Source organism: Paenibacillus sp. NRS-1781 (assembly GCF_050467745.1).
Taxonomy (GTDB): domain Bacteria; phylum Bacillota; class Bacilli; order Paenibacillales; family Paenibacillaceae; genus Paenibacillus; species Paenibacillus terrae_A.
Genome location: NZ_JBITPI010000043.1, coordinates 1 through 19,501, shown reverse-complemented (window position 1 = coordinate 19,501; position 19,501 = coordinate 1). Strand labels below are relative to the sequence as shown.

Here is a 19,501-nt window from a genome sequence, read left to right as displayed (position 1 = left end):
TAAAGCAGGACAAATTGTCATTTTAAAAAAAGTCTATACATATAAATTAAATGTATAGACAAATTTAAAAAGCGGATTTATAATTACCTTGTAAACGTTTTCTAGTAGTTAGCATTCAATCAGACCTTGAAGGGAAGGAACAATCATGAAGAAAATTTTACTGGCGTGTAGCTCAGGTATGTCTACAAGTTTGCTGGTTACCAAAATGCAGGATTATGCCAAATCTATTGGAGACGAGGCTGAAATTTGGGCAGTAGGTCAAGATCAGGCGACAGAGGACATGGCTAATGCTGACGCGGTATTGATTGGCCCGCAAATGAGTTTTCTTAAAGGACAGCTGCAAAAGGAAGCTGCCCAATACGGTATCCATGTAGAAGTGATCGACATGATGGCGTACGGACTGGTGGACGGCAAAAAAGTCTATGAACAGGCTTTGAAGCTGGTGGAGCGTAAAAATGGATAAAGTCAACATAGCCGATCTGACGGAAGAGCAAATTAGTTTCCAACTTATTCTTCATAGTGGAAGCGCTCGCAGTAAAGTGATTCAAGCACTGAGCGAATATCGGAATGAGAACACGGAAGGTGCAGACGATCTCATTAAGCAGGCGAAGCAGGATTTGCGGGCTGCGCATGATATTCATTTTCAAATGGTGAAGAATGAAGCCGGAGGAACCCCAACTCCTTTGTCGCTCCTTCTGATGCATGCGGAAGATCATCTCATGTCCACGGTCACTATGAAGGATCTGGTTCAAGAGCTGCTAGAGCTTTTCAAATCCAGAAATTTATAATCTGTACACAAGAGTTTGTGAAATTAGGGACATGAAAATTTCACAACAAACCTGATGCAAGTTACTTCGCGGGGAGGAATAGGCTTTGTTTGAAAAATTAAGCCAAATTTTAATACCTATTGCCGGTAAACTGAACAACAACCGCTATCTTACTGTACTGCGTGATGCATTTATGTTGTCATTTCCATTAACGGTTTTCGGTTCCATTATCGTCGTTATTATTAATCTGCCGTTTCTGAAAGGGTGGATGGGCGAGGGCAATCTGACGACTTTACAGAATCTGCTGAATATTGCGCCTAATGCAACACTGAACATCATGACCCTATTCGTGGTCGTGGGGATCGGATATTATCTATCCCGAAGTTATAAGGTCGAACCGATATTTGGCGGCATGATCGCTTTGGCCAGCTTCCTGATGCTGACTCCGTTCGTGCTGACTCAAGAAAGCGGTGCCACGATTGCTGGTGTCATTCCGATGGATCGGATCGGGGCCAAGGGCATGTTCCTGGGTATGATTGTCGCCTTTATCGCAGCTGAGATTTATCGAAAGGTAACGCAGAAAAAGATTGTTATTAAAATGCCACCAGGGGTTCCGCCAGCGGTTGCCAAGTCTTTTGCCGCGTTGCTTCCTGCGTGTATTACACTGGGCATATTTTTGATCATCAACGTAGTGGTCACTTTGACGCTTCACAATAATCTGCATGACTTGATTTATCATGCCGTTCAGGCACCGCTGGTGCATTTGGGCAGTGGCATTATTCCTACCTTGATTGCTGTTTTCTTTGTCCAGCTCTTATGGTTCTTCGGGCTACATGGTCAGATTATTATCAACTCGGTCATGGACCCGATCTGGAATACGCTGGCACTGGAAAACTATGAAGCGTACTCCAAAGGCTTGGAGCTGCCGCATATTATCACTAAGCAGTTTGTGGATATTTATACAGTAGGTATCGGTGGTACAGGTATGACCCTGGCCGTGGTGCTTTCGATTCTGTTCTTCCTTAAGAGCAAGCAAATGAAGCAGGTCAGTAAGCTGGCCCTTGGACCGGGCTTGTTCAATGTTAACGAACCCGTCATATTCGGTCTTCCGATTGTGATGAACCCGCTGATTTTTGTCCCATGGGTCATTTCTCCAATGATCGTTACACTGATTACGTACTTTGCCATGTCCACCGGGATTGTACCGCCACCAAACGGGATACAGGTTCCTTGGACGATGCCATTGTTCTTTAGTGGAATGATGGGTACGGGCTCTCTGATGGGTGGCTTGCTGCAACTGTTTAATATGGCTGTCGTCTTTATCATCTGGTTCCCGTTCCTGAAAATTATTGACCGGGTAAACGTTCGTAAAGAGCAGGAAGAGGAGCTTGGCCAAGCAGCCATTGCAGGTAAGGATCAAACTATTGGAATGTAACGTGAATGAGCTGCTGGATTAGCAGCTTGTTCATTGGAAAAGAGAGAGGAGTAGAGCTGTGAATCATACCGAAATGAAAGATACAGAGAAGCAAACCGTTTCATACCTTTTTCCATCCGACTTCTGGTGGGGTTCCTCAGCTTCGGCTACCCAGACAGAAGGAACCGTGGAGGGAGACGGCAAAGGACCGAACATATGGGATTATTGGTTTGAGCAGGAGCCGAACCGTTTCTATGACGGGGTCGGTCCTGCGGAAACGTCCCGTTTCTATACCCGTTACAAAGAAGATATTGCACTCATGAAAGAGCTTGGTCACAACTCTTTCCGGTTCTCCATTTCCTGGTCGCGTTTGTTTCCGGCGGGAAGAGGTGCCATAAATCAGCAGGCGGTTCAATTTTATAATGCCGTCATTGAAGAATTACGGCAGGCCGATATAGAGCCGTTCGTGAATCTGTATCATTTTGATTTGCCGATGGCTTTACAGGAAAAGGGAGGCTGGGTGAACCGGGATACGGTCGAAGCATATGTGGATTATGCCAATATCTGCTTCGAGCTGTTCGGGGATCGTGTAGCCAAATGGTTTACGCATAACGAGCCAATTGTCCCGGTGGAAGGCGGCTATCTATACGATTTCCACTATCCGAATGAAGTGGATTTCCGTAAAGCTGTACAGGTGGGGTATCATACCCTGTTATCGAGCGCCAGTGCCATTCAGGCATACAGAAAGGGAGGCTACAAGGGCAAAATCGGCATTATTTTGAACCTGACGCCAACCTATCCGCGTAGTCAGCATCCGGCAGACGTGCAGGCCGCTGAGATATGCGATGCGTTCTTTAACCGTTCCTTTTTAGACCCATCTGTGACGGGAGAATTTAATCCTTTGCTCGTGGACCTGCTGCGCCAAGAGGAATTTTTACCCATCACGGAAGAAGGGGATCGGGAGATTATACGTCAGGGCACTGTGGACCTGCTGGGCATTAACTATTATCAGCCGCGCAGAGTCAAGGCCCGCGAAAGTCTGCCGAACCCGGATGCGCCTTTTGTACCGGAACGTTACTTTGATTATTATGTGATGCCAGGTCGCAAGATGAATGAGATGCGGGGCTGGGAGATCTATGAGAAGGGCATTTACGATATCCTGACCAATGTCAGACAGAATTACGGAAATATTGAATGCTTTATCTCGGAAAATGGGATGGGCGTTCAGGGTGAGGAAAAATTCAGGGATGAACAGGGCATGATCCGCGATGACTATCGCATTGATTTTATCCGTGAGCATCTAAAATGGGTTCAACGGGCGATCTCGGAGGGCTCCAATGTGAAAGGCTATCACCTGTGGACGTTTATGGACAACTGGTCCTGGTCGAACGCCTATAAAAACCGCTATGGCTTTGTATCTGTCGACCTGCAGGACGGAGGTAAACGATCCGTTAAACAAAGTGGGCACTGGTTCAAGCAGGTGATCGAAAATAACGGATTTTAAGGTGGTCCTCTGGACCGCCTTTTTTTCTTCATCACCGAAAATGGACTATGTTGTATGCCGCTGGTGAGAAAGTATAATGTTCGGTATACTTACTTCATACCGTAACACCTTAACGTCCCGCCTGCAGAATAAAATGAACCAGCGATACCGATGTTTTGGTAAAATGCTGACATAAAACAATTTTTAGTACAGGTGGTAGACTGATGAATAAATACGAGCGGATTGCGCAAGAAGTCAAACAGCGGATTATGGATAAAACCTATAGCGGTGATGATCCGATTCCCGATGAAATCTCGCTGGCAAATGAGTTTCAGGTGAGTCGGATGACGATTAAGAGGGCATTGGATACGTTGGTGATGGAAGGGCTGTTGAATCGTAAAAGAGGGCACGGGACCTTTATCGTCAAGTCGGTTCACAATGGTCCTGTTAATGTCGTCGTGAATGAAATGCTGGGGTTAACCAATCTGCTGCGCGGGAAAGAAATCAAAAATAAAATCGTAGCCTTTGACGTTCAATTTCCATCCGAGGAAGTAGCGGCTCATCTATTTATTGATGCCAATTCTCCTGTGTATCATGTGATCCGTCTGCGTGTTGTGGAGGGTGAGCCCTATGTTATCGAGCGCACGTACATGCCCACGAAGCTGATTAGCGGTATTACCGAGCAGGTGCTGTATGGCTCAGTGTACAAACATATTAAGGATGAGCTGGGCCTTAATATTGTCGGTTCACATCGTACCATTCGCGCGTCCAAGTCGACAGAGCTGGATCGGGAGCATTTGGACTGTGCAGCGGATGATCCAATCTTGGAAATTGAACAGGTGGGATATCTGGATACGGGTATTCCGTTCGAATACTCATTCTCGCGGCATCGGTACGATAAATTTGTGTTCACCACAGTGAACCGGATGCGTTGATAAGTATGTGGGGAGCGAGTAGTAGTGTGAAAAAAAACAAACATGGCAGTAGAGGCCTCCTTTATGTGGGTGCTTTCCTGCCATGTTCTTTTTAATGAAGCGAATTAATTGTCAAGCAATCTGACTTCATGCACGGTCGGGGTATACCAGTTGTTCGGGTTATTAAATAACACTGCATTTACAAGATTGATTCGTACGTAGCGTGCCTGAAAATTGACTTTGTCACTGGTAAAGCCATACGCGGTATTGGTCGTGCGGTCAATGGTGGAATAGTTAGCTCCATCGGTGCTGTATTCGATTTTATATTTATAATACGCCTCAGACCCTTTGTACATAAACCATGAAATATCCACTTCGCTGATCGTCTTCGTACTGCCGAGATCAACCTGCCACCAAGCGGGCCAGGATGCAGATGCAGCCTTCCACGAGGTTTGGGCGTTGCCGTCATTCGCCAGTGAAGCCGGAGAGCCGGATGCGGCTGAGTTAGCAGTCGCTGTTTTGCCTTGCGCGTGATTCACAAGCGAAGGCAGAATCACGTTGCCTGTCGCGGCATCCAAATCCCAACTGCTGTACCAGTTCAGCGTTGCCGTTGTGCTGGAGTCATTCAGGGTCAGTGGTAGCCATATAAATTTGTGGTCGCTCAGATGGAGCGGATTCCAACGGTCGCCCATATAGATGTAGCTGGTTCCTGCGCTGCCTGTAATCGTGGCGATGGAGTGGATTTGCGAACCATAGGCTGCCGGGTCACCGAAGGGCGAAAGAGCAGACCAGCTTCCAGTCATGGAGCTGGCGGTTGCATAAGCACCCTGATTCGGATACCAGCCGGATGCCTGCGAGGTAAACAGATAGTAGGTGTTGTTCTTTTTCACAACAGCAGGGGCTTCACGGTAGCCATTCTCGAAAATCCAACCGACGAACGATTGCACGCCCGTATAATCGTCGGTCAGCTTGAAGATCGCCATCGTATCGTTGGCGCCGCCATTTTTGCGGGAAGCGGTAACGAGGTAGCCGCTGCCGTCCGTATCCGTGAATACGGTCATATCGCGGGACTCATAATTCAGTGGACGGAAGCTGCCTTGGTAGACAAAAGCTCCGTCCGGTGTATCGCTGGTAGCAACAGCTACGCGGCCCAGCGAATAATCGGTACCATTTTCATAATGCGCCCATAGCACGTATTTTCCAGTTGCTTGGTTATAAATGACCTTGGGACGCTCGATTTTGCTGGAATTCAGCTCAGGGGCGGAATCCTTGCTGAGAATAGTGCTGCGGAAGGACCAATTTTTCAGGTCGGTTGAGGTATATACGTTCACTTTTTCAAATTTCCAGTTCTCGGCATGCTCGCCGTACCAGTAATAAGTGGAGCCTACCTTTAGAATATTGCCGCTGTTGGCCTGAATCGGATTACCTGCGGTATCCTTCCAATCCGTTCCGTTTGTAATAGCTGTGCTTGCTGCTGCGTTCAGCGATCGTGCTGCATCAGCATGAATGGTATCCCAACCATTCAGCGCTTCGACTCCATAGGTTGCATGGGTCACACTTGTCGTATCGGCATGCGCTGCATTCGGTTGAAGCCCTGTACCGACCATTGCAAGTATGATGCATATCCATGCGCCCAGCCATTTGCTGTTGTTGATCCACTTCACGATATCATCTGCCTCCCTTAATACGGATAGAATGGGCCAGTATGGATTGTCCGGCACCTCACCTTAAATTTTATCTTAATTGGAAGCGTTTACAAGTGGAATAAATTGAAGTCTTTTGTTACTGCGGCGTTACCAATGCCGTATAGGAGCCTCGTTGCCAGGAGGAATACGGATCAGCGAAGTACACCTGTATGCCATGAATGGCTTCCAGGCTTCATAACAGGCAAACTCCTTGCCTAGGTAAGCCGTAGCCGTTTGAAATGATTAGGAGGGGTGACCATTTGAAATACTTGGAAGAAAATTGAATCTGAGAACTGAAAGATCTATTCACCATGTACAATGATTGGAAAAAGGACCCGTAAGCTTTAATGGGTCCTTTTTCATAGGTGATTTATCTTATAGGGACTAATATTTCATTAGCTGCACGCAATTGCACAGGTTGTAACTGCTTGTACTCATTAAGGATGTCTTCATACAAACTTCCTACATATTTGGGGGCAGATATTGTTGCAATAACAGCATAATCCATTCTATCATTCCCGCTGTTACGCCCCATTCCGTGAAGGACCAAAAATGGATTTTCTAATGAAGTTGCCCTCATTCTATCCCAGCGTTGAACGACAGTGTCCCATTTCAGTTCCCCGCGTCTTGCTTGCTCAGTTTGATAACTATGAGGACTTCTGGATACAGGAAGCAGGCTTTTTTGATACCCTTGTTCTAAAAGACGTTGTATTTCATCTTCATCTTCGTGTATGTGCCTGGTCAAAGGCTTCTTGTTTAAAGTAAAACGGTATTTTTTATCATGAGGATAAAATGTATCTTCTATTGCTGATTCAGTATAATCTTCGACATGTAGTGGGTTTGCCTTAGCTAAGACAGCAATTGTGTATTTAACATCAACCATTCCCGCATCTCTGGCGTTTATAGGATAAGGAATCGGAAGTTTTGCAAAATTCGCTGGGAGGATTGAACTACTGTAGACAAGGGTGACAAGTTTATCAGAACAGTTCATAATCTGTTCCACAGATTGATCGATAAATCCGTAGCCAAATTCATTGCATATCCCATTAGGGTTGTTAGCAGAATGAATTAGTAGCGCTCGTGCAACTAACGGATCGAATCTATCACAGCGCCCTAAAATTTCTCCTGCCATTCCAGAAATGATTGGAGCTGAAAAGCTTGTCCCCATACTGAGATGTTTTTGACCGTGAATACTAGAAACTAGATGAATTGGCCTGTTCTCATCTCCGCCAAAACTAGAGATGTCTGGTTTAACCTTACAACCTTCTCGTCCTTGTCCGATCGAGCTGTAAGAAGCTCTGATAATCTCTCCGCTAGAAAAATCATATGAGAATGCTCCCACTCCAAGCCCGTTCACTATATCGGAAGGAGCTTGAATGCGGTTAAAAGGCTTCTCTAGGTCCCCGCCATTACCAACTGCGACAACAAAAAGTTTTCTATAATTCCAGGCTAAGTCATCAAGTACATAGGTGAATCTGGAAATGTCATCGTCCAAGATAGGTCCGTGAGGCCCAAAAGATAGATTATAGACATCTATATCATGCCTGGCAGGCACGATGCTTTCGATTATATCGATTGCCTCATACAGTTCGTAATCATTAGGATCATTTAATGGTAGCACACGAAAGCTTTCAACTGACACGAGTGGCTGAGGTACTTGAGAACCCCGTCCATATGGATTCAAAGGTCCATAGAGGATACATCCAGCTACTGCTGTACCGTGTGCTATCCCCTCATTTATTGGCTCGGTATCCAAGACATTATTATCGTGAACATGATCTACTAGTAATGGGTTAGTTGGGTCTACACCACCATCGAATATCCCAACCTTTATAGACGATCTTGTGTTACCCCTCGCAGGCTCAGGTGCATACGGCTCAACACTTATTGTTCGCATCTCAGGAAAAGAACTTATCCGTATAGGATGCGCTGTTCTTAAGGGATTAAAATCATTAATCGCATCTAATGCTTTTTTATTAAGATTCCCACTTATAAATGTAGGGCCGTTAGTATAATTTTTTATTCTTAATGATTCCGGGGGGACGCCATGCTCTGCAAGAATTCTTTTGAATTTTTCTATGGCAACATCAGTCTCGCTTTCAAATGGATGCAGGACCATTTCAACTTTACCGTGTTCCCAATTTTCTTCAAACCCAACAATCACTTCTTCTGGGGAGAGTAAAGAAATATCTTCGATTTTCTGTAAATCCTTTCTAAACGCCTCTTTTGTTACAGCCTCATTTTGATCTAAAATCTCTTCTAGTCTGTCAAGATTAGCAGGGGTGGCACGTACAAAATGCATCTTGCTATAATTGGATTCATCTGCGTTATCCTCTTCAGAATAAAACCATCTTCTAGAACCAATGTTCTCAACATCTATATCTTTAAATAAAGTGTTGGGAGTGTATGATTTAGCGAGAAATTTATGATTCAATCTAAATGTAACAACAATTTCTTCTACCCGTTTTTCTGAAGGGATGTTATCAATATTTTTCCTCAAATTTAAAATTTGTTCTTTAGCTCGTTGGCGAGCTTCAGAATAAGTCCTAGGAAAACTAGTTTCACCATATCCATTTGCAGGTTTTACCGGTTCTATAAGGTTCTCACCATAACCAATTATGGGTAAAAAGCGTTGATCTTCATCAGGCATGTCTTATTCCTCCTTATTGACTTTTAAGTGATGACTTAATGTTGAAGGGCTGATACCAAGCCAAGAGGCAATGGTTTTTTGAGTAACTTTTTTTCCGAGTGATTCCTTAGCGGCTTTTGCAAATAAGCTATTAAACTTGCTATCTTCGCTAACTGTTTTTAAATGATTGATAATCGCGACTATGGGTTCACTGTCATCAACAATAATTTGTCTGATGATTCTTTCTGATAATTGGGAAATATCTGCTGCACTTCTTCCATATGTCACTTCTGCAAGAACATAAGAGAACTTCTCATCAAGCGTTTCCATATAATTTCCTAAGTAATGTAACCAAAGCGTTTTTCTTGCCTTCAGGTCAGGTAGTCCTATTTCCAAGGCCGCATCAAATCTTCTCCAAATGGCCTTATCCAACAAATCTGCATGGTTTGTAGCGGCTACAACAATTGAATGACTTGGCCAGTCTTCCAACTCTTTTAGAAGAACGTTAACTATTCTTTTTAACTCGCCTAAATCTCCGGGATCGTCTCTGCGTTTAGCTACAGCGTCAAACTCATCAAGAAATAGAATAGAGGGAGAACTTTGGGCGTATTCAATCACTTTTTTTAGATTTTGCCCAGTTTTTCCTAAGTAACTTGATATTGAAGATGCCAAGTCTAAGGTAATTAGCGGGAGATTCAATTTGTGAGAGAGCAAAGAAGTTAGATAAGTCTTTCCTACTCCAGGAGGGCCATAGAGCAAAAGACTAGTTGGGGGCTTAATACCAGCCGCCAGCAATTTGTTAGCTAAGGATCGCTCTCGGATAAAAGCATCGATATGCCGGGAGTTTTCTTCGCTCAAAACGACTTTAGGTTCATTTGCAATGGGTTCTTCCACTCGAGCCAAAGACATAAAAGTATCACGATCAGTTGGAGGTGGATCAATACCAACTGATCGTGATACGGAAGCGCCTACCCCATAATAGGAAAGTGCCTTTGCTATTTCTTCGGCAGCTGCGGGCTCTTCTTTTTTTAATTTTCGGATTAAAGTGAGGGCAGCGGCTTCAACTGTTCGCATGTCATTTTCAAAAGATGCACGTATCAACTGGGGGATCATGCTAAGGATTGCCTTCATAAATTCACACACCTCAAATATTTAATTGTACATCGAATATGTAAATTATAGATTATACATGGTTTATAGTCAACGAAATTCGATCAATACATTAAATGATATTTCCATCGAATTATTTATGTATTGTGATTTGTTCTGGCTTGGCCTGACACCAGTGTTCGTATTAAATGGTTTTTTAGCATCACTCATATATAAAAGGTTATTTAATTGTAAAAAGTAAAAATATAGTTATTATACGATTATGAGAGAGACGGAATGTTTCTACCCAATAATCTATTTTCTATATCTCGTTGTAGGGTTTTTAGCAGTGTAAGTTCACTGTATCTTACTCCATTGTGGTTTGATCCAATGCAGAGAAGACCATTTGATATATTTAATATTTATGAATGTTCACAGCAACAGGGCGAAGGTTGGATTCCTTCGCCCTGTTTTGATTATCCTTATTCAGTTATTTCGTGTTACATAAATGTCGGTAATCGTCAGATTGTTCGGTCCTGACCGGAAGGTCGCAGAAACGCTGCTTGCTGCGGCATGTATCGGCGTAAAGCCTCTGGAATACGGATCGAACCGTCTTCCTGCTGATGATTCTCCAGCAGCGGGATCAAAATCCGGGGCGAGGCAACTGCCGTATTGTTGAGCGTGTAGGCATATTGCAGCTTGCCGCTCGCATCCCGGTAGCGAATGTTGGAACGCCGCGCCTGAAAATCAAGCAATTGGGACGACGAATGCGTCTCGCCGTAAGCCTGTCGGCTGGGCATCCATGTCTCAATATCCACCTGCTTGTACGTTTTTTGCGCCATGTCGCCTGTACAGACGGCCATTTTGCGATAAGGCAGCTCCAGCAGTTGAAGCAGGTCTTCCGCATTGTGCGTAATCTCCAGAAACATCTGCTCCGAAGCGTCCAGACTGGCTTCGCAGATCACCACCTGCTCGACCTTGGCGAACTGGTGAACACGATACAGTCCGTGTACATCTCTACCAGCCGAGCCGACCTCATTACGGAAGCATACCGACACGGCTGCCAACCGGATGGGGTCCGTAACGTCCACGATTTCACCGCTGTAATACGAGACAAGCGGAACCTCCGAGGTACCGACGAGCCATTGATCCTCTCCTGCGATACGGTATGTCTGATCCACCCCGAGCGGGAAGAAGCCGGTGCTGTGCATCGCCTCGGTGCGTACCATCAGCGGAACATCCAGCAGCTGGAAGCCCCGTTCGGTCAGCAGATCCACAGCAAGCTGCTGTACTGCCCGGTGCAACGAGACTCCGGCTCCAGTCAGGTAGTAGTTACGGGTTCCAGCTGTTTTGACGCCACGGGTAACGTCGATCAGGCTGTGAAGCTGACCGAGCGCCATATGATCGCGTGGCTCAAATCCCCAATCGGGGACCGTACCGATCCGCTCTAGTTCTACATTATCCTCATCCGATCTACCCAGTGGTGTATCGGGTGAAACGATATTAGGAACCAGAAGCATGAGCTGTTGAAACTGCTCCTCCACTTCCCGCTGTGGTGCTTCCAGACGGTCTAACTGTTTGTTAATTTCTTTGACCCGCCGCTTGGCTTCTTCCGCCTGATCGCTCTTCCCGGCATGAATGAGTGCGCCAATATCCTGACTACACTGATTCCGTGCCTGGCGGAGCTGCTCCACTTCCTGAAGCAACTGCTTTCTCCGGTTATCCAGGGTGAGCAGCTCTGCAACCGAAACCTGTATTCCTTTTCCATTTGCTGCTGCCTGAACCTGTTCCTGATGTTCTCTGATCCACTTGATATCCAACATGACACCGCACTCCTTTTCGGATAAAAATACAAAAAGCGCCCTCATCCACATGGGACGAGGAGCGCTCTAATCTCGCGGTGCCACCCAAATTGACCGGACAGCATGACAGATGTCATGACTCTCCAATCCACTTTGCTCCGCTATAACGGGCGGGTGTCCGGTTTACTTAGGAATACATGTTCATATCGTACACTCATGTATGTTCCTTGGCGTAAACGCCTCCGAGTTGGATGCTCTTCACGGGCGTAATGTCGTTTGCTTTTTTGTTAGTATACGGATTTTTGGTGGGTTAATCAAGCTACAACAGTTTTTTAAGCTGTGATATACGGCCTTGTGACACGCCAAGCCATTGTGCATATTCTCCCTGCTTGGCATGGGGATGTTCATGTACCATTTTTCTTAGACGCTCAGCTAATTGCTGTGATGATTGGTTGACTCGCTTTCCTTTGTACGCAGGTTTCTTAACCATTGGAGCAGGAGTGCGACTAACGCCTATATTTCCTTTTAGCTCTTGTATACAGTTTTTACATAAAAGTGAGTTTCTAAAATAGGTCAGATCTTCATCAGCATTACATAGGTTACAGGCAACCCCGGTATACTTTCGTATACTTAAAAAACCAGTTTCAATATCCATATAAAATTCTAAAGGATCGCCAATATGGATACCCATAGACATCCGCATTTCTTTAGGAATAACAATTCGGCCTAATTGATCTAAAGATCGAGTCATACCTGTGTTCTTCATCATGATCCCCTCCTTCTTCATCTGTCTTGGCCAAGCTCATTCCTCCAGTTGGGCACTTGCCTGATCGAACACTTGTTGTATGAGCTGGCTTATGCGAGCTTCTGAGATACCCAACATGCCAGCATATTGCTGTTGTGTAGCATATGGATGGCTTTCATATAGATCTAAGAGAAGATGGGCCATGATCTCTTTGGGTTGAAAGACTTGTACACGCATAGATACAGTCTTGAGCATATAGCTGCAATTTTTACATATGAGAAAGCCTTTGAAGTGACTTAATTCTTTGGTAGAGAGACAAAAATGACAAGACTGCCCGTAGTATCTTTGTAGTAATAGCGTACCCGTCTTTTCATCTGCAAAAAATTCAATAGAATGACCGTGAAAAATATCGCATGTATACAGGATTGCCTTGGGAATGACCAAGCGCCCTGTAGGGTCTAAGATTCTTGTCATTTTTACATGAGGCATTGCCAAAAGACCTCCTATTACCAAGATAAAAAGCAATAAAATAGAAGTATTTATTGTTATTCCAAAATGTGGTACCATCAGGAGTAGTGAAAAATTTTATCATATTATAAGTTTCCAGAATATATTTTTTAAAAAAATGTGTATCATATTAAAGTTCACGCTGAAAGGGTGGTTATTCATGGAAATCACACCCAAGATTAAAGCAGAATTAGAAAGATACCTCAAACAAGCAGGCTTGAGCATGACCGGGTTTGGACATATTGCTGGCATGAATCCGGGTACGGTGAGCGGTATTATAACGGGTAATCGTACCATTTCGGTGCACCAGCTGGATCGCATTACGTTAGGAATGAATTTACCAGCAGACCATTTCTATGAAAGATATATTGAAGAAAGTGTGATAGATGCACCGCTGAACTGGAAAAGAATTAGCCCGTTCTTGTACCGATGTGTGCAGTTTCAGCGCGTAGACTGTTTGCAAAAAGTAGTAAGTGTGCTGCTGGATAATCTGGGCTATCTTCCTTATCTTTTTGCATTAGCAGAGGATTGTTTTAAACAAGATTATCGGGAAGCAGCGGCTTACCTATACGAGAATGTCGCTGAGGGCGAAAAACAGCAGCATTCGGAACGACTTGCGATCTGCCAATATCGCCTGTTCACCCTTGCGATCGGAAAGGATCAGAATCGCAATATGGACGCCGCCGCCAAATTTGAATCGTTTGTCCATCGTTTGCATGAAGCCGACCAACTGGATGCGCTGAAAGATTTAGCGAATGTGTACAGAGCATTGAGCCAGTGGGACAAGGTGTATAAGTATGCAAAGCAGATGGGACAATTAGGACAGGTTCAATATGATTTGGTTCATAACTCTGGGCGCAAGGAAAAAGAACCACAAAAGAAGCTAAGTAGGCCGCTTTTTGTATACATAGCCTACGCCGAATTGATGTGTGCTAATGCCTGTGATGCCAAGGGAGATCATGAGCAGGCATTAGTACACCTTCAAGGTTATGCTGATCTAAGCTGGGTTAAGGAAAGTGATCCTGATACACTCCATTGGTTGGGTCAGTTTCAGCGATGGGCGAAAATTAATACGTATGTGAACAAGCTGATGTCAGGAGATGTGAGTGTCCTGCCGAATTATGTAGAGTATATGGCAGGCGAAAAATATATTTTCAACGAACTCTTAAACGTCATTGAAGCAGCCAATCGTTATCATATTGATGTGGATCATATCCTTCGACGCTTTGAACCCCAAATTACTGCATATCAGGAAGTTTCATCTACGGATATGTACACACAACAATTCTTACCGCAGCAGTATGCACGTTTTTGGTACAAGATGGCTAAATACAGCCTAAATAAAGGTAGATATTCATATGGTTTCAAATGTTTAATAAACGCATTAGAAAAAGCTGGTACAATTAATCATGTACTACTTATTGCCAATTGTGCAGGTTTATTTGACTGCTTCAGGGCATATGCCGCTCCTGAAATATTGGCTCAGTATCATTCTACTTACCAGGAGGTGTGGAAAGAAAATGATCAAAAAGATGGCTTTGCTCTTGGCAGCAATTAGCTTTGTACTGGTACTCGTACTACCAGTTCAGGCTAAAGACCCTACCTTGGGCATATTCAAACCGCAGGAACACGTTGGTGGAGCTTGATCCAAGCACTTTTTCATTACCATTGACCAGCCTATCCGCTGGTCTTTTTTCGCTATATTTTTCTGATTTTTGATTGGTAAAATAGCAATTCATATTTCCACATTCCATCCTAAAATGAGATACATTAGGAGGGAATGCGATATGAATACAGATGAAACGTTAAATCAACAGTTGGAAGATGCCCGGCAACGATTGCATGATCTGTACAAACAGTATGGTTTCGGACATGCCTGTGTGCTTGAACAGTCTATGTTGTTGGATGAACTGATTAATCAGTACAACCGTATGTTTCAGACCAAGAAGCTGACCCAACCGATATAACCAAACATCCTCATGCTTTCAAAGCCACATCAGCTACATTGTTTTTCTTGCCTTAGCATGACGCCTGGTTTCGTTCAAGTAAATAAAACAGATGCCGTTTATGCAAAACTATTCCTCCTCTCATCTAACTAGTATAATCATTCTATATAATGGCTTTTTTAAAAGAAAAATACAATAACATGTCATAAAATGTAATAAATTTTGGGGTGATAAGGTAAGAGTTAATGCATATATTAATTTCAAAAACCAACCAATGACCAATAAAACCTATCCTTTGACCTAAAGGAAATGGCAATGCAAGCTTGTTAAAAGCTTTGTGAGGTTAGCTATCTAGGAGAGGGGATTCATTTATAGGGGATTATTGAACATTTGCGTAGAAAAACAGAAATCGTGTGAAATAATTACCATTGATAAAAGAATATAATAATAATGCAATATGTTTGAAATTTTTTTCACATGCAATTTTCTTCACTCTATTTTTTGCTCGATTACATAAGATTACATACTCACATGTTTATTAGCATTGTTAGTCACTTTTTTTGTGAGTTTCTATGCAAAAAAAGTTTCTATAAAATAATATTATTTGGAGGGATTTCTTTGAAAAAGAAAAGTTTTGCGTTGATTGCTCTATCGGTAGCTCTATTTTCTGTTCCAGTTGTATCTGTTGCAAATGCTGAGGTAACTAATTCTAATATTGCTGTTAGTGAGTCAGCTACTTCACAGCCCGAAGTAGTTAAAGCCTACTTAACTACAGATAGTGGTTTGGAAGAAATTTCGTTAAATGAGTATCAAAAACTTCTTTCTCAAGAACAGCCACAGACAGTCACAGCTCAAGTTTATGATGGCGGAAATAGGATTAGTCCAATGGCTGATACTGGCCTTGACTTTGTTTCTAAGCGTAAATTAATCCAGTCCGTATATTATCCTCAACAATTACAAGTAGCTATGAAAAGCGATGTAACTGACTATATTAAAAATAAAAGCAAAACTACCACAGTAACCCAAACGGTAGGTTGGTCAAAAAGTTATACGTGGAGTGCGAATATGACCGTTTCCACTAAATGGAATGACGCAGTAACTTCAGTTCTAGGAGGTGGATGGTCAACTACTGACTCCTATACTTATACTAGTTCTCTAACTGTTAAGCCTGGATATCAAGCGAAACTACAATTTACCCCTTTTTATAAAGTAGTTACAGGAGACCTAGTTGGTTATAATTATGTGGATACGGTATTAGAGCGCATTCGTAATGTTACAATCAAAACCCCTGTTAAACTTGCGGGTGGTAAAGTACAAGGTGTAATCACTGTAGTAGAAACTAAGCTATAGTAATTAATTGATAATGTAAAAGAAGAAGGACTAGTCCTTCTTCTTTTTATTAAAATATTCATATTCACTTACAGCTAAGTAAGCTACTCCAATAATCAAAGCTATTACGGCAAAAACTTTTAGAGAATCAAACGTTACATTATAATTAGGATTTAACGTTCCGGCTCCTATAATTGATGCACTAAGAAAGTAAGAAGAATACAATATAGCAGATATAAAACAAAATATTGTTCCTATCGCGGCCCTATTCATTGTCATCACCCTTTATAATTTTATGTAATAAATCCAAAAAATATAAACATGATTATTATAATCCAAAAGGTTGCGCACATCAACTTTTGGAGATTATCAATATTCATCACTTCTCTTACCCCTCCCAGTCATCCTGACAGAATCAAAACGAAGGATGGATTGTTTGTAAAAAAAACTTCAGTCAAAATGAAGTAGTTTATGGTCAGTCAACAGATGAGGAAACGCAAGAGAGGATCATCTGCAAGAAAAAAGATGGAACCTTGCTATTGATTGATCTCATATACCTGAAAGATACATTAAGTCATGACTTAATATTTTGGCCAACACGGGAGACCAAAGCTGGTAAAAAAGAAGCCGTGTTGCAAACTTTTAGTGAAACCATGCTCACGTGACGACTCTTCCCTTCTTCTGTGAAAATCTAAACGCTCAGATCTGAGCTATACCCGTTGTTCTATTTCTCTGGACGACCTACTTTTTTCATCATGATCCTTCCAATAAAAATAAATACAAAGAACAATTAAGATCAGTGGAAATAAGTAAAAAGCATCATTAAATCCTGCGGAATGGGTGACTCTTAAATAGTATAAAAGCCAAAACATAGACATGCTTGATATTAAAGCAATGGTACCGCTTAGGGAATACATGTATCTCTCTCCTTTATGAAATGTGATAAAACGCCTGTAAAACAGATGTGAATGTTATCATTATAATGTAAATATATGACCAGAAGGGAATATCATGAAAAAAATAGCGATTATTATTGCTGCTTTACTGCTTTTTGTTGCAGCAGTACCTCATCCTGATAAGATTTCGGCGAATACATCCACTAAGGCGACCCGAGATACTGGTACAACAACTACTGGTGACCATGTCATAACTCCTCAAAAAGGAAGAGATGTTTTTAATGACACGTTTGACAGAAAGGACCCGGTATCACGTTTTGTATTAGATCGTGGATACGGGCATCTTAAAATTTATTTGAAAAACAAAGGTAATTCAACCATTACTTTTAGCCAGTGCATACGGATAGTCGAAAACAATACATTACTAAGAGAGTGGGCGCTGGCGGTGAATTGTCCTGGAAAAGCTTAGATTCTTTTTCACAAGGGCTACGCTCAGGAAATTATGAAATACAATGGAGAGCTGGCGGCGACGTTGTGCGTGTCTCAACATGGGGTGTGTCAGGTCAATACCCGAAAGATATTAGCTAATACGAAAAATTTGGTAGTAGCGTAATACAAAGATTTATTTTTAAGTAAAACGCGACAAGCGAAGGTTGCTTCGTTTTATCTAATATAAGGAGAAATAATCTATGAAGAAGAACAAATTATTGATTGCATCAGCCTTATCTGTTAGTTTACTAGGGGCTGCTGCCATATCAAGTGCAATTTTTGCAGATTCAGAAGCAACTGATTCTGCGAATACATCCACTACAGCGACCCAAGATGCTGGTGCAACAACTACGGGTGACCATGTAGTAACTCCTCAAAACGTCGGAAATACTTTCGGCAGTAGAGTACAAGGAGGTGCAACGGTCCAAAGTTCCTTTGATGTTCCTAGAGGATATGGCCATGTTAAACTTACTCTGAAAAATAACTCTAGTTATCCAGTTAGAGTAAGTTTATTGCACAATGATTCAGGTAAAGAGTACATCTCTGGAACAAGAATCTCGCCTGGCAGTTCAATTACTTGGAGAAGTACTGATGAAGGTTACACAGACGGTTTGCGTTCAGGAAGCTACACTCTTCAATGGCGTGGTGGCGATTATAACGTTAATGCGGAATTCAATGGAATTGCCGGTTCACGGCCTGCGGATATCAGATAGCTTAACGGCTACTGTAACGAAGCAAAGAAAGCCCCAACCTTCATCTGCTCTCCTGAAAAAGTATTAGTCTTATAAGGAAGAATCCTTTAGGGTTCTTCCTTTTTTCTGTGAAAAACGCTCAGATCTGAGCTATACCCGTTGTTCTATTTCTCTGGATGACCTACTTTTTTCATCATGATCCTTCCAATAAAAATAAATACAAAGAACAATTAAGATCAGTGGAAATAAGTAAAAAGCATCATTAAATCCTGCGGAATGGGTGACTCTTAAATAGTATAAAAGCCAAAACATAGACATGCTTGATATTAAAGCAATGGTGCCACTCAGGGAATACATGTTCTCTCTCCTTTATGAGTGTGATAAAACGCCTGTAAAACAGATGTGAATGTTATCATTATAATGTAAATATATGACCAGGAGGAAATATTATGAAAAAAATAGCGGTTATTATTGCTGCTTTACTGCTTTTTGTTGTAGGTACACCTAACATTTATGCAGCACAAAATGATGCAGCAGTACCTCATCCTGATAAGATTTCGGCGAACACATCCACTAAGGCGACCCGAGATACTGGTACAACAACTACTGGTGACCATGTCATAACTCCTCAGAGCGTGGGGAATTCTTTTAACTTTACTGTAGGGGGAAGTGCAACTGCACCGGGTAGCTTCGAGGTTCCTAAGGGTTTTGGGCATGTTAAATTGCGCATTAGAAATTATGCTAATGCCCCGGTTGATTTTACTGTACAGCACAACGATTCTGGTAAAGTGTATGTTGACAGCAAGACAATCAGCAAAAACAGTGAAACAGTTTGGAGAAGTACTGATGCGGGATTTTCGGACGGTTTGCGTTCTGGACGATATACAATTCAGTTCCGGGGTGGTACAAACAAAGTTAATGTGGAAATTTGGGGCGCAGCCAGTTCATTGCCTTCGGACGCAAAATAATAACTGACCTAAACAAAGAAAGCTCTGGGCCTAAGGTCTGGAGCTTTTTTACGTTGTTTCTTAGGGTTCACGTTGTAGTTTGAGAAAACTGGCCTAGGAAGATATATCAACCAATTAATAAGCTTTATATCACGTCTGTTGATTAA

17 protein-coding genes and 1 pseudogene are annotated in these 19,501 nt (G+C 42.7%); 11 read left to right on the top strand and 7 right to left on the bottom strand.

Translation table 11 applies throughout. The annotated features are described in order from the left end of the window. Positions 1 to 145 precede the first annotated feature (145 nt). The 5 genes from ACIFO6_RS15415 (at position 146) to ACIFO6_RS15395 (ending at position 4,599) form a co-directional block, all read left to right on the top strand. A complete protein-coding gene (locus tag ACIFO6_RS15415; RefSeq protein ID WP_044644206.1) occupies positions 146 to 463 on the top strand; it encodes a PTS sugar transporter subunit IIB in 318 nt (105 codons plus the stop codon). Continuing rightward, on the top strand, positions 456 to 788 hold the full coding sequence (locus tag ACIFO6_RS15410; RefSeq protein WP_025684654.1) for a PTS lactose/cellobiose transporter subunit IIA: 333 nt from the start codon (positions 456 to 458) through the stop codon (positions 786 to 788). Before ACIFO6_RS15415 ends, ACIFO6_RS15410 begins: the two co-directional genes overlap by 8 nt. Positions 789 to 873: 85 nt before the next feature. Continuing rightward, positions 874 to 2,202, top strand: a complete 1,329-nt coding sequence (gene celB / locus ACIFO6_RS15405) for a PTS cellobiose transporter subunit IIC (protein WP_430041644.1) — start codon at positions 874 to 876, stop codon at positions 2,200 to 2,202. 73 nt (positions 2,203 to 2,275) lie between these two features. After that, entirely contained in the window at positions 2,276 to 3,685 is a 1,410-nt protein-coding gene (locus tag ACIFO6_RS15400) for a glycoside hydrolase family 1 protein (RefSeq protein ID WP_430041714.1), read from the top strand. Between the two features lie 203 nt (positions 3,686 to 3,888). Beyond that, complete coding sequence (locus ACIFO6_RS15395) at positions 3,889 to 4,599, top strand: GntR family transcriptional regulator (protein ID WP_430041643.1); 711 nt, start codon at positions 3,889 to 3,891, stop codon at positions 4,597 to 4,599. A 104-nt stretch (positions 4,600 to 4,703) separates the two neighbouring features. On the opposite strand, the gene ACIFO6_RS15390 is transcribed toward ACIFO6_RS15395, so the two are convergent. From ACIFO6_RS15390 to ACIFO6_RS15360, 7 genes and pseudogenes are all read right to left on the bottom strand, one after another. Continuing rightward, positions 4,704 to 6,242, bottom strand: coding sequence for a family 43 glycosylhydrolase (locus tag ACIFO6_RS15390; RefSeq protein ID WP_430041641.1), 1,539 nt, complete (start codon positions 6,240 to 6,242; stop codon positions 4,704 to 4,706). 145 nt (positions 6,243 to 6,387) lie between these two features. Continuing rightward, positions 6,388 to 6,506: pseudogene (locus ACIFO6_RS15385) on the bottom strand (IS30 family transposase); the annotation flags it as partial. A 127-nt stretch (positions 6,507 to 6,633) separates the two neighbouring features. Beyond that, the gene (locus ACIFO6_RS15380; RefSeq protein WP_430041639.1) at positions 6,634 to 8,913 is read right to left on the bottom strand and encodes a S8 family peptidase; all 2,280 of its coding nucleotides are present in this window, start codon (positions 8,911 to 8,913) and stop codon (positions 6,634 to 6,636) included. 3 nt (positions 8,914 to 8,916) lie between these two features. Then, complete coding sequence (locus ACIFO6_RS15375; RefSeq protein ID WP_430041636.1) at positions 8,917 to 10,023, bottom strand: AAA family ATPase; 1,107 nt, start codon at positions 10,021 to 10,023, stop codon at positions 8,917 to 8,919. Between the two features lie 479 nt (positions 10,024 to 10,502). Further along, positions 10,503 to 11,804, bottom strand: a complete 1,302-nt coding sequence (serS, locus tag ACIFO6_RS15370; RefSeq protein WP_430041634.1) for a serine--tRNA ligase — start codon at positions 11,802 to 11,804, stop codon at positions 10,503 to 10,505. 298 nt (positions 11,805 to 12,102) lie between these two features. Further along, positions 12,103 to 12,549, bottom strand: a complete 447-nt coding sequence (locus tag ACIFO6_RS15365) for an AbrB/MazE/SpoVT family DNA-binding domain-containing protein (protein WP_430041713.1) — start codon at positions 12,547 to 12,549, stop codon at positions 12,103 to 12,105. A 36-nt stretch (positions 12,550 to 12,585) separates the two neighbouring features. Continuing rightward, complete coding sequence (locus tag ACIFO6_RS15360; RefSeq protein ID WP_430041631.1) at positions 12,586 to 13,017, bottom strand: hypothetical protein; 432 nt, start codon at positions 13,015 to 13,017, stop codon at positions 12,586 to 12,588. A gap of 178 nt (positions 13,018 to 13,195) precedes the next feature. Here ACIFO6_RS15360 and ACIFO6_RS15355 point away from each other — a divergent pair, with 178 nt between their 5' ends. The 6 genes from ACIFO6_RS15355 to ACIFO6_RS15330 all read left to right on the top strand — a co-directional run bounded on the left by ACIFO6_RS15355 (position 13,196) and on the right by ACIFO6_RS15330 (position 19,355). Beyond that, positions 13,196 to 14,593 (top strand): helix-turn-helix domain-containing protein, encoded by a 1,398-nt coding sequence (locus tag ACIFO6_RS15355; protein WP_430041628.1) that lies wholly within the window; start codon positions 13,196 to 13,198, stop codon positions 14,591 to 14,593. A 229-nt stretch (positions 14,594 to 14,822) separates the two neighbouring features. Further along, a complete protein-coding gene (locus ACIFO6_RS15350) occupies positions 14,823 to 15,002 on the top strand; it encodes a Spo0E family sporulation regulatory protein-aspartic acid phosphatase (RefSeq protein ID WP_430041626.1) in 180 nt (59 codons plus the stop codon). 597 nt (positions 15,003 to 15,599) lie between these two features. Then, positions 15,600 to 16,331 carry a hypothetical protein gene (locus ACIFO6_RS15345; RefSeq protein WP_430041624.1) on the top strand — a complete coding sequence of 244 codons (732 nt, stop codon included), beginning with the start codon at positions 15,600 to 15,602 and terminating at the stop codon, positions 16,329 to 16,331. A gap of 990 nt (positions 16,332 to 17,321) precedes the next feature. Continuing rightward, the gene (locus ACIFO6_RS15340) at positions 17,322 to 17,675 is read left to right on the top strand and encodes a hypothetical protein (protein WP_430041622.1); all 354 of its coding nucleotides are present in this window, start codon (positions 17,322 to 17,324) and stop codon (positions 17,673 to 17,675) included. A 220-nt stretch (positions 17,676 to 17,895) separates the two neighbouring features. Continuing rightward, positions 17,896 to 18,408: a hypothetical protein gene (locus tag ACIFO6_RS15335; protein WP_430041620.1), complete on the top strand. Its 513-nt coding sequence runs from the start codon at positions 17,896 to 17,898 to the stop codon at positions 18,406 to 18,408. Positions 18,409 to 18,836: 428 nt separating this feature from the next. Beyond that, positions 18,837 to 19,355, top strand: a complete 519-nt coding sequence (locus ACIFO6_RS15330; RefSeq protein WP_430041618.1) for a hypothetical protein — start codon at positions 18,837 to 18,839, stop codon at positions 19,353 to 19,355. The last annotated feature ends 146 nt before the right edge of the window (positions 19,356 to 19,501 follow it).

What these genes read in the sequence shown, in the direction of transcription:
- ACIFO6_RS15415 (WP_044644206.1), top strand. Translation starts at nt 146, where the DNA reads ATGAAGAAAATTTTACTGGCGTGTAGCTCAGGTATGTCTACAAGTTTG.
- ACIFO6_RS15410 (WP_025684654.1), top strand. Translation starts at nt 456, where the DNA reads ATGGATAAAGTCAACATAGCCGATCTGACGGAAGAGCAAATTAGTTTC.
- ACIFO6_RS15400 (WP_430041714.1), top strand. Translation starts at nt 2,276, where the DNA reads ATGAAAGATACAGAGAAGCAAACCGTTTCATACCTTTTTCCATCCGAC.
- ACIFO6_RS15395 (WP_430041643.1), top strand. Translation starts at nt 3,889, where the DNA reads ATGAATAAATACGAGCGGATTGCGCAAGAAGTCAAACAGCGGATTATG.
- ACIFO6_RS15380 (WP_430041639.1), bottom strand. Translation starts at nt 8,913, where the DNA reads ATGCCTGATGAAGATCAACGCTTTTTACCCATAATTGGTTATGGTGAG.
- ACIFO6_RS15375 (WP_430041636.1), bottom strand. Translation starts at nt 10,023, where the DNA reads ATGAAGGCAATCCTTAGCATGATCCCCCAGTTGATACGTGCATCTTTT.
- serS (WP_430041634.1), bottom strand. Translation starts at nt 11,804, where the DNA reads ATGTTGGATATCAAGTGGATCAGAGAACATCAGGAACAGGTTCAGGCA.
- ACIFO6_RS15365 (WP_430041713.1), bottom strand. Translation starts at nt 12,549, where the DNA reads ATGAAGAACACAGGTATGACTCGATCTTTAGATCAATTAGGCCGAATT.
- ACIFO6_RS15360 (WP_430041631.1), bottom strand. Translation starts at nt 13,017, where the DNA reads ATGCCTCATGTAAAAATGACAAGAATCTTAGACCCTACAGGGCGCTTG.
- ACIFO6_RS15355 (WP_430041628.1), top strand. Translation starts at nt 13,196, where the DNA reads ATGGAAATCACACCCAAGATTAAAGCAGAATTAGAAAGATACCTCAAA.
- ACIFO6_RS15350 (WP_430041626.1), top strand. Translation starts at nt 14,823, where the DNA reads ATGAATACAGATGAAACGTTAAATCAACAGTTGGAAGATGCCCGGCAA.
- ACIFO6_RS15340 (WP_430041622.1), top strand. Translation starts at nt 17,322, where the DNA reads ATGAAAAAAATAGCGATTATTATTGCTGCTTTACTGCTTTTTGTTGCA.
- ACIFO6_RS15335 (WP_430041620.1), top strand. Translation starts at nt 17,896, where the DNA reads ATGAAGAAGAACAAATTATTGATTGCATCAGCCTTATCTGTTAGTTTA.
- ACIFO6_RS15330 (WP_430041618.1), top strand. Translation starts at nt 18,837, where the DNA reads ATGAAAAAAATAGCGGTTATTATTGCTGCTTTACTGCTTTTTGTTGTA.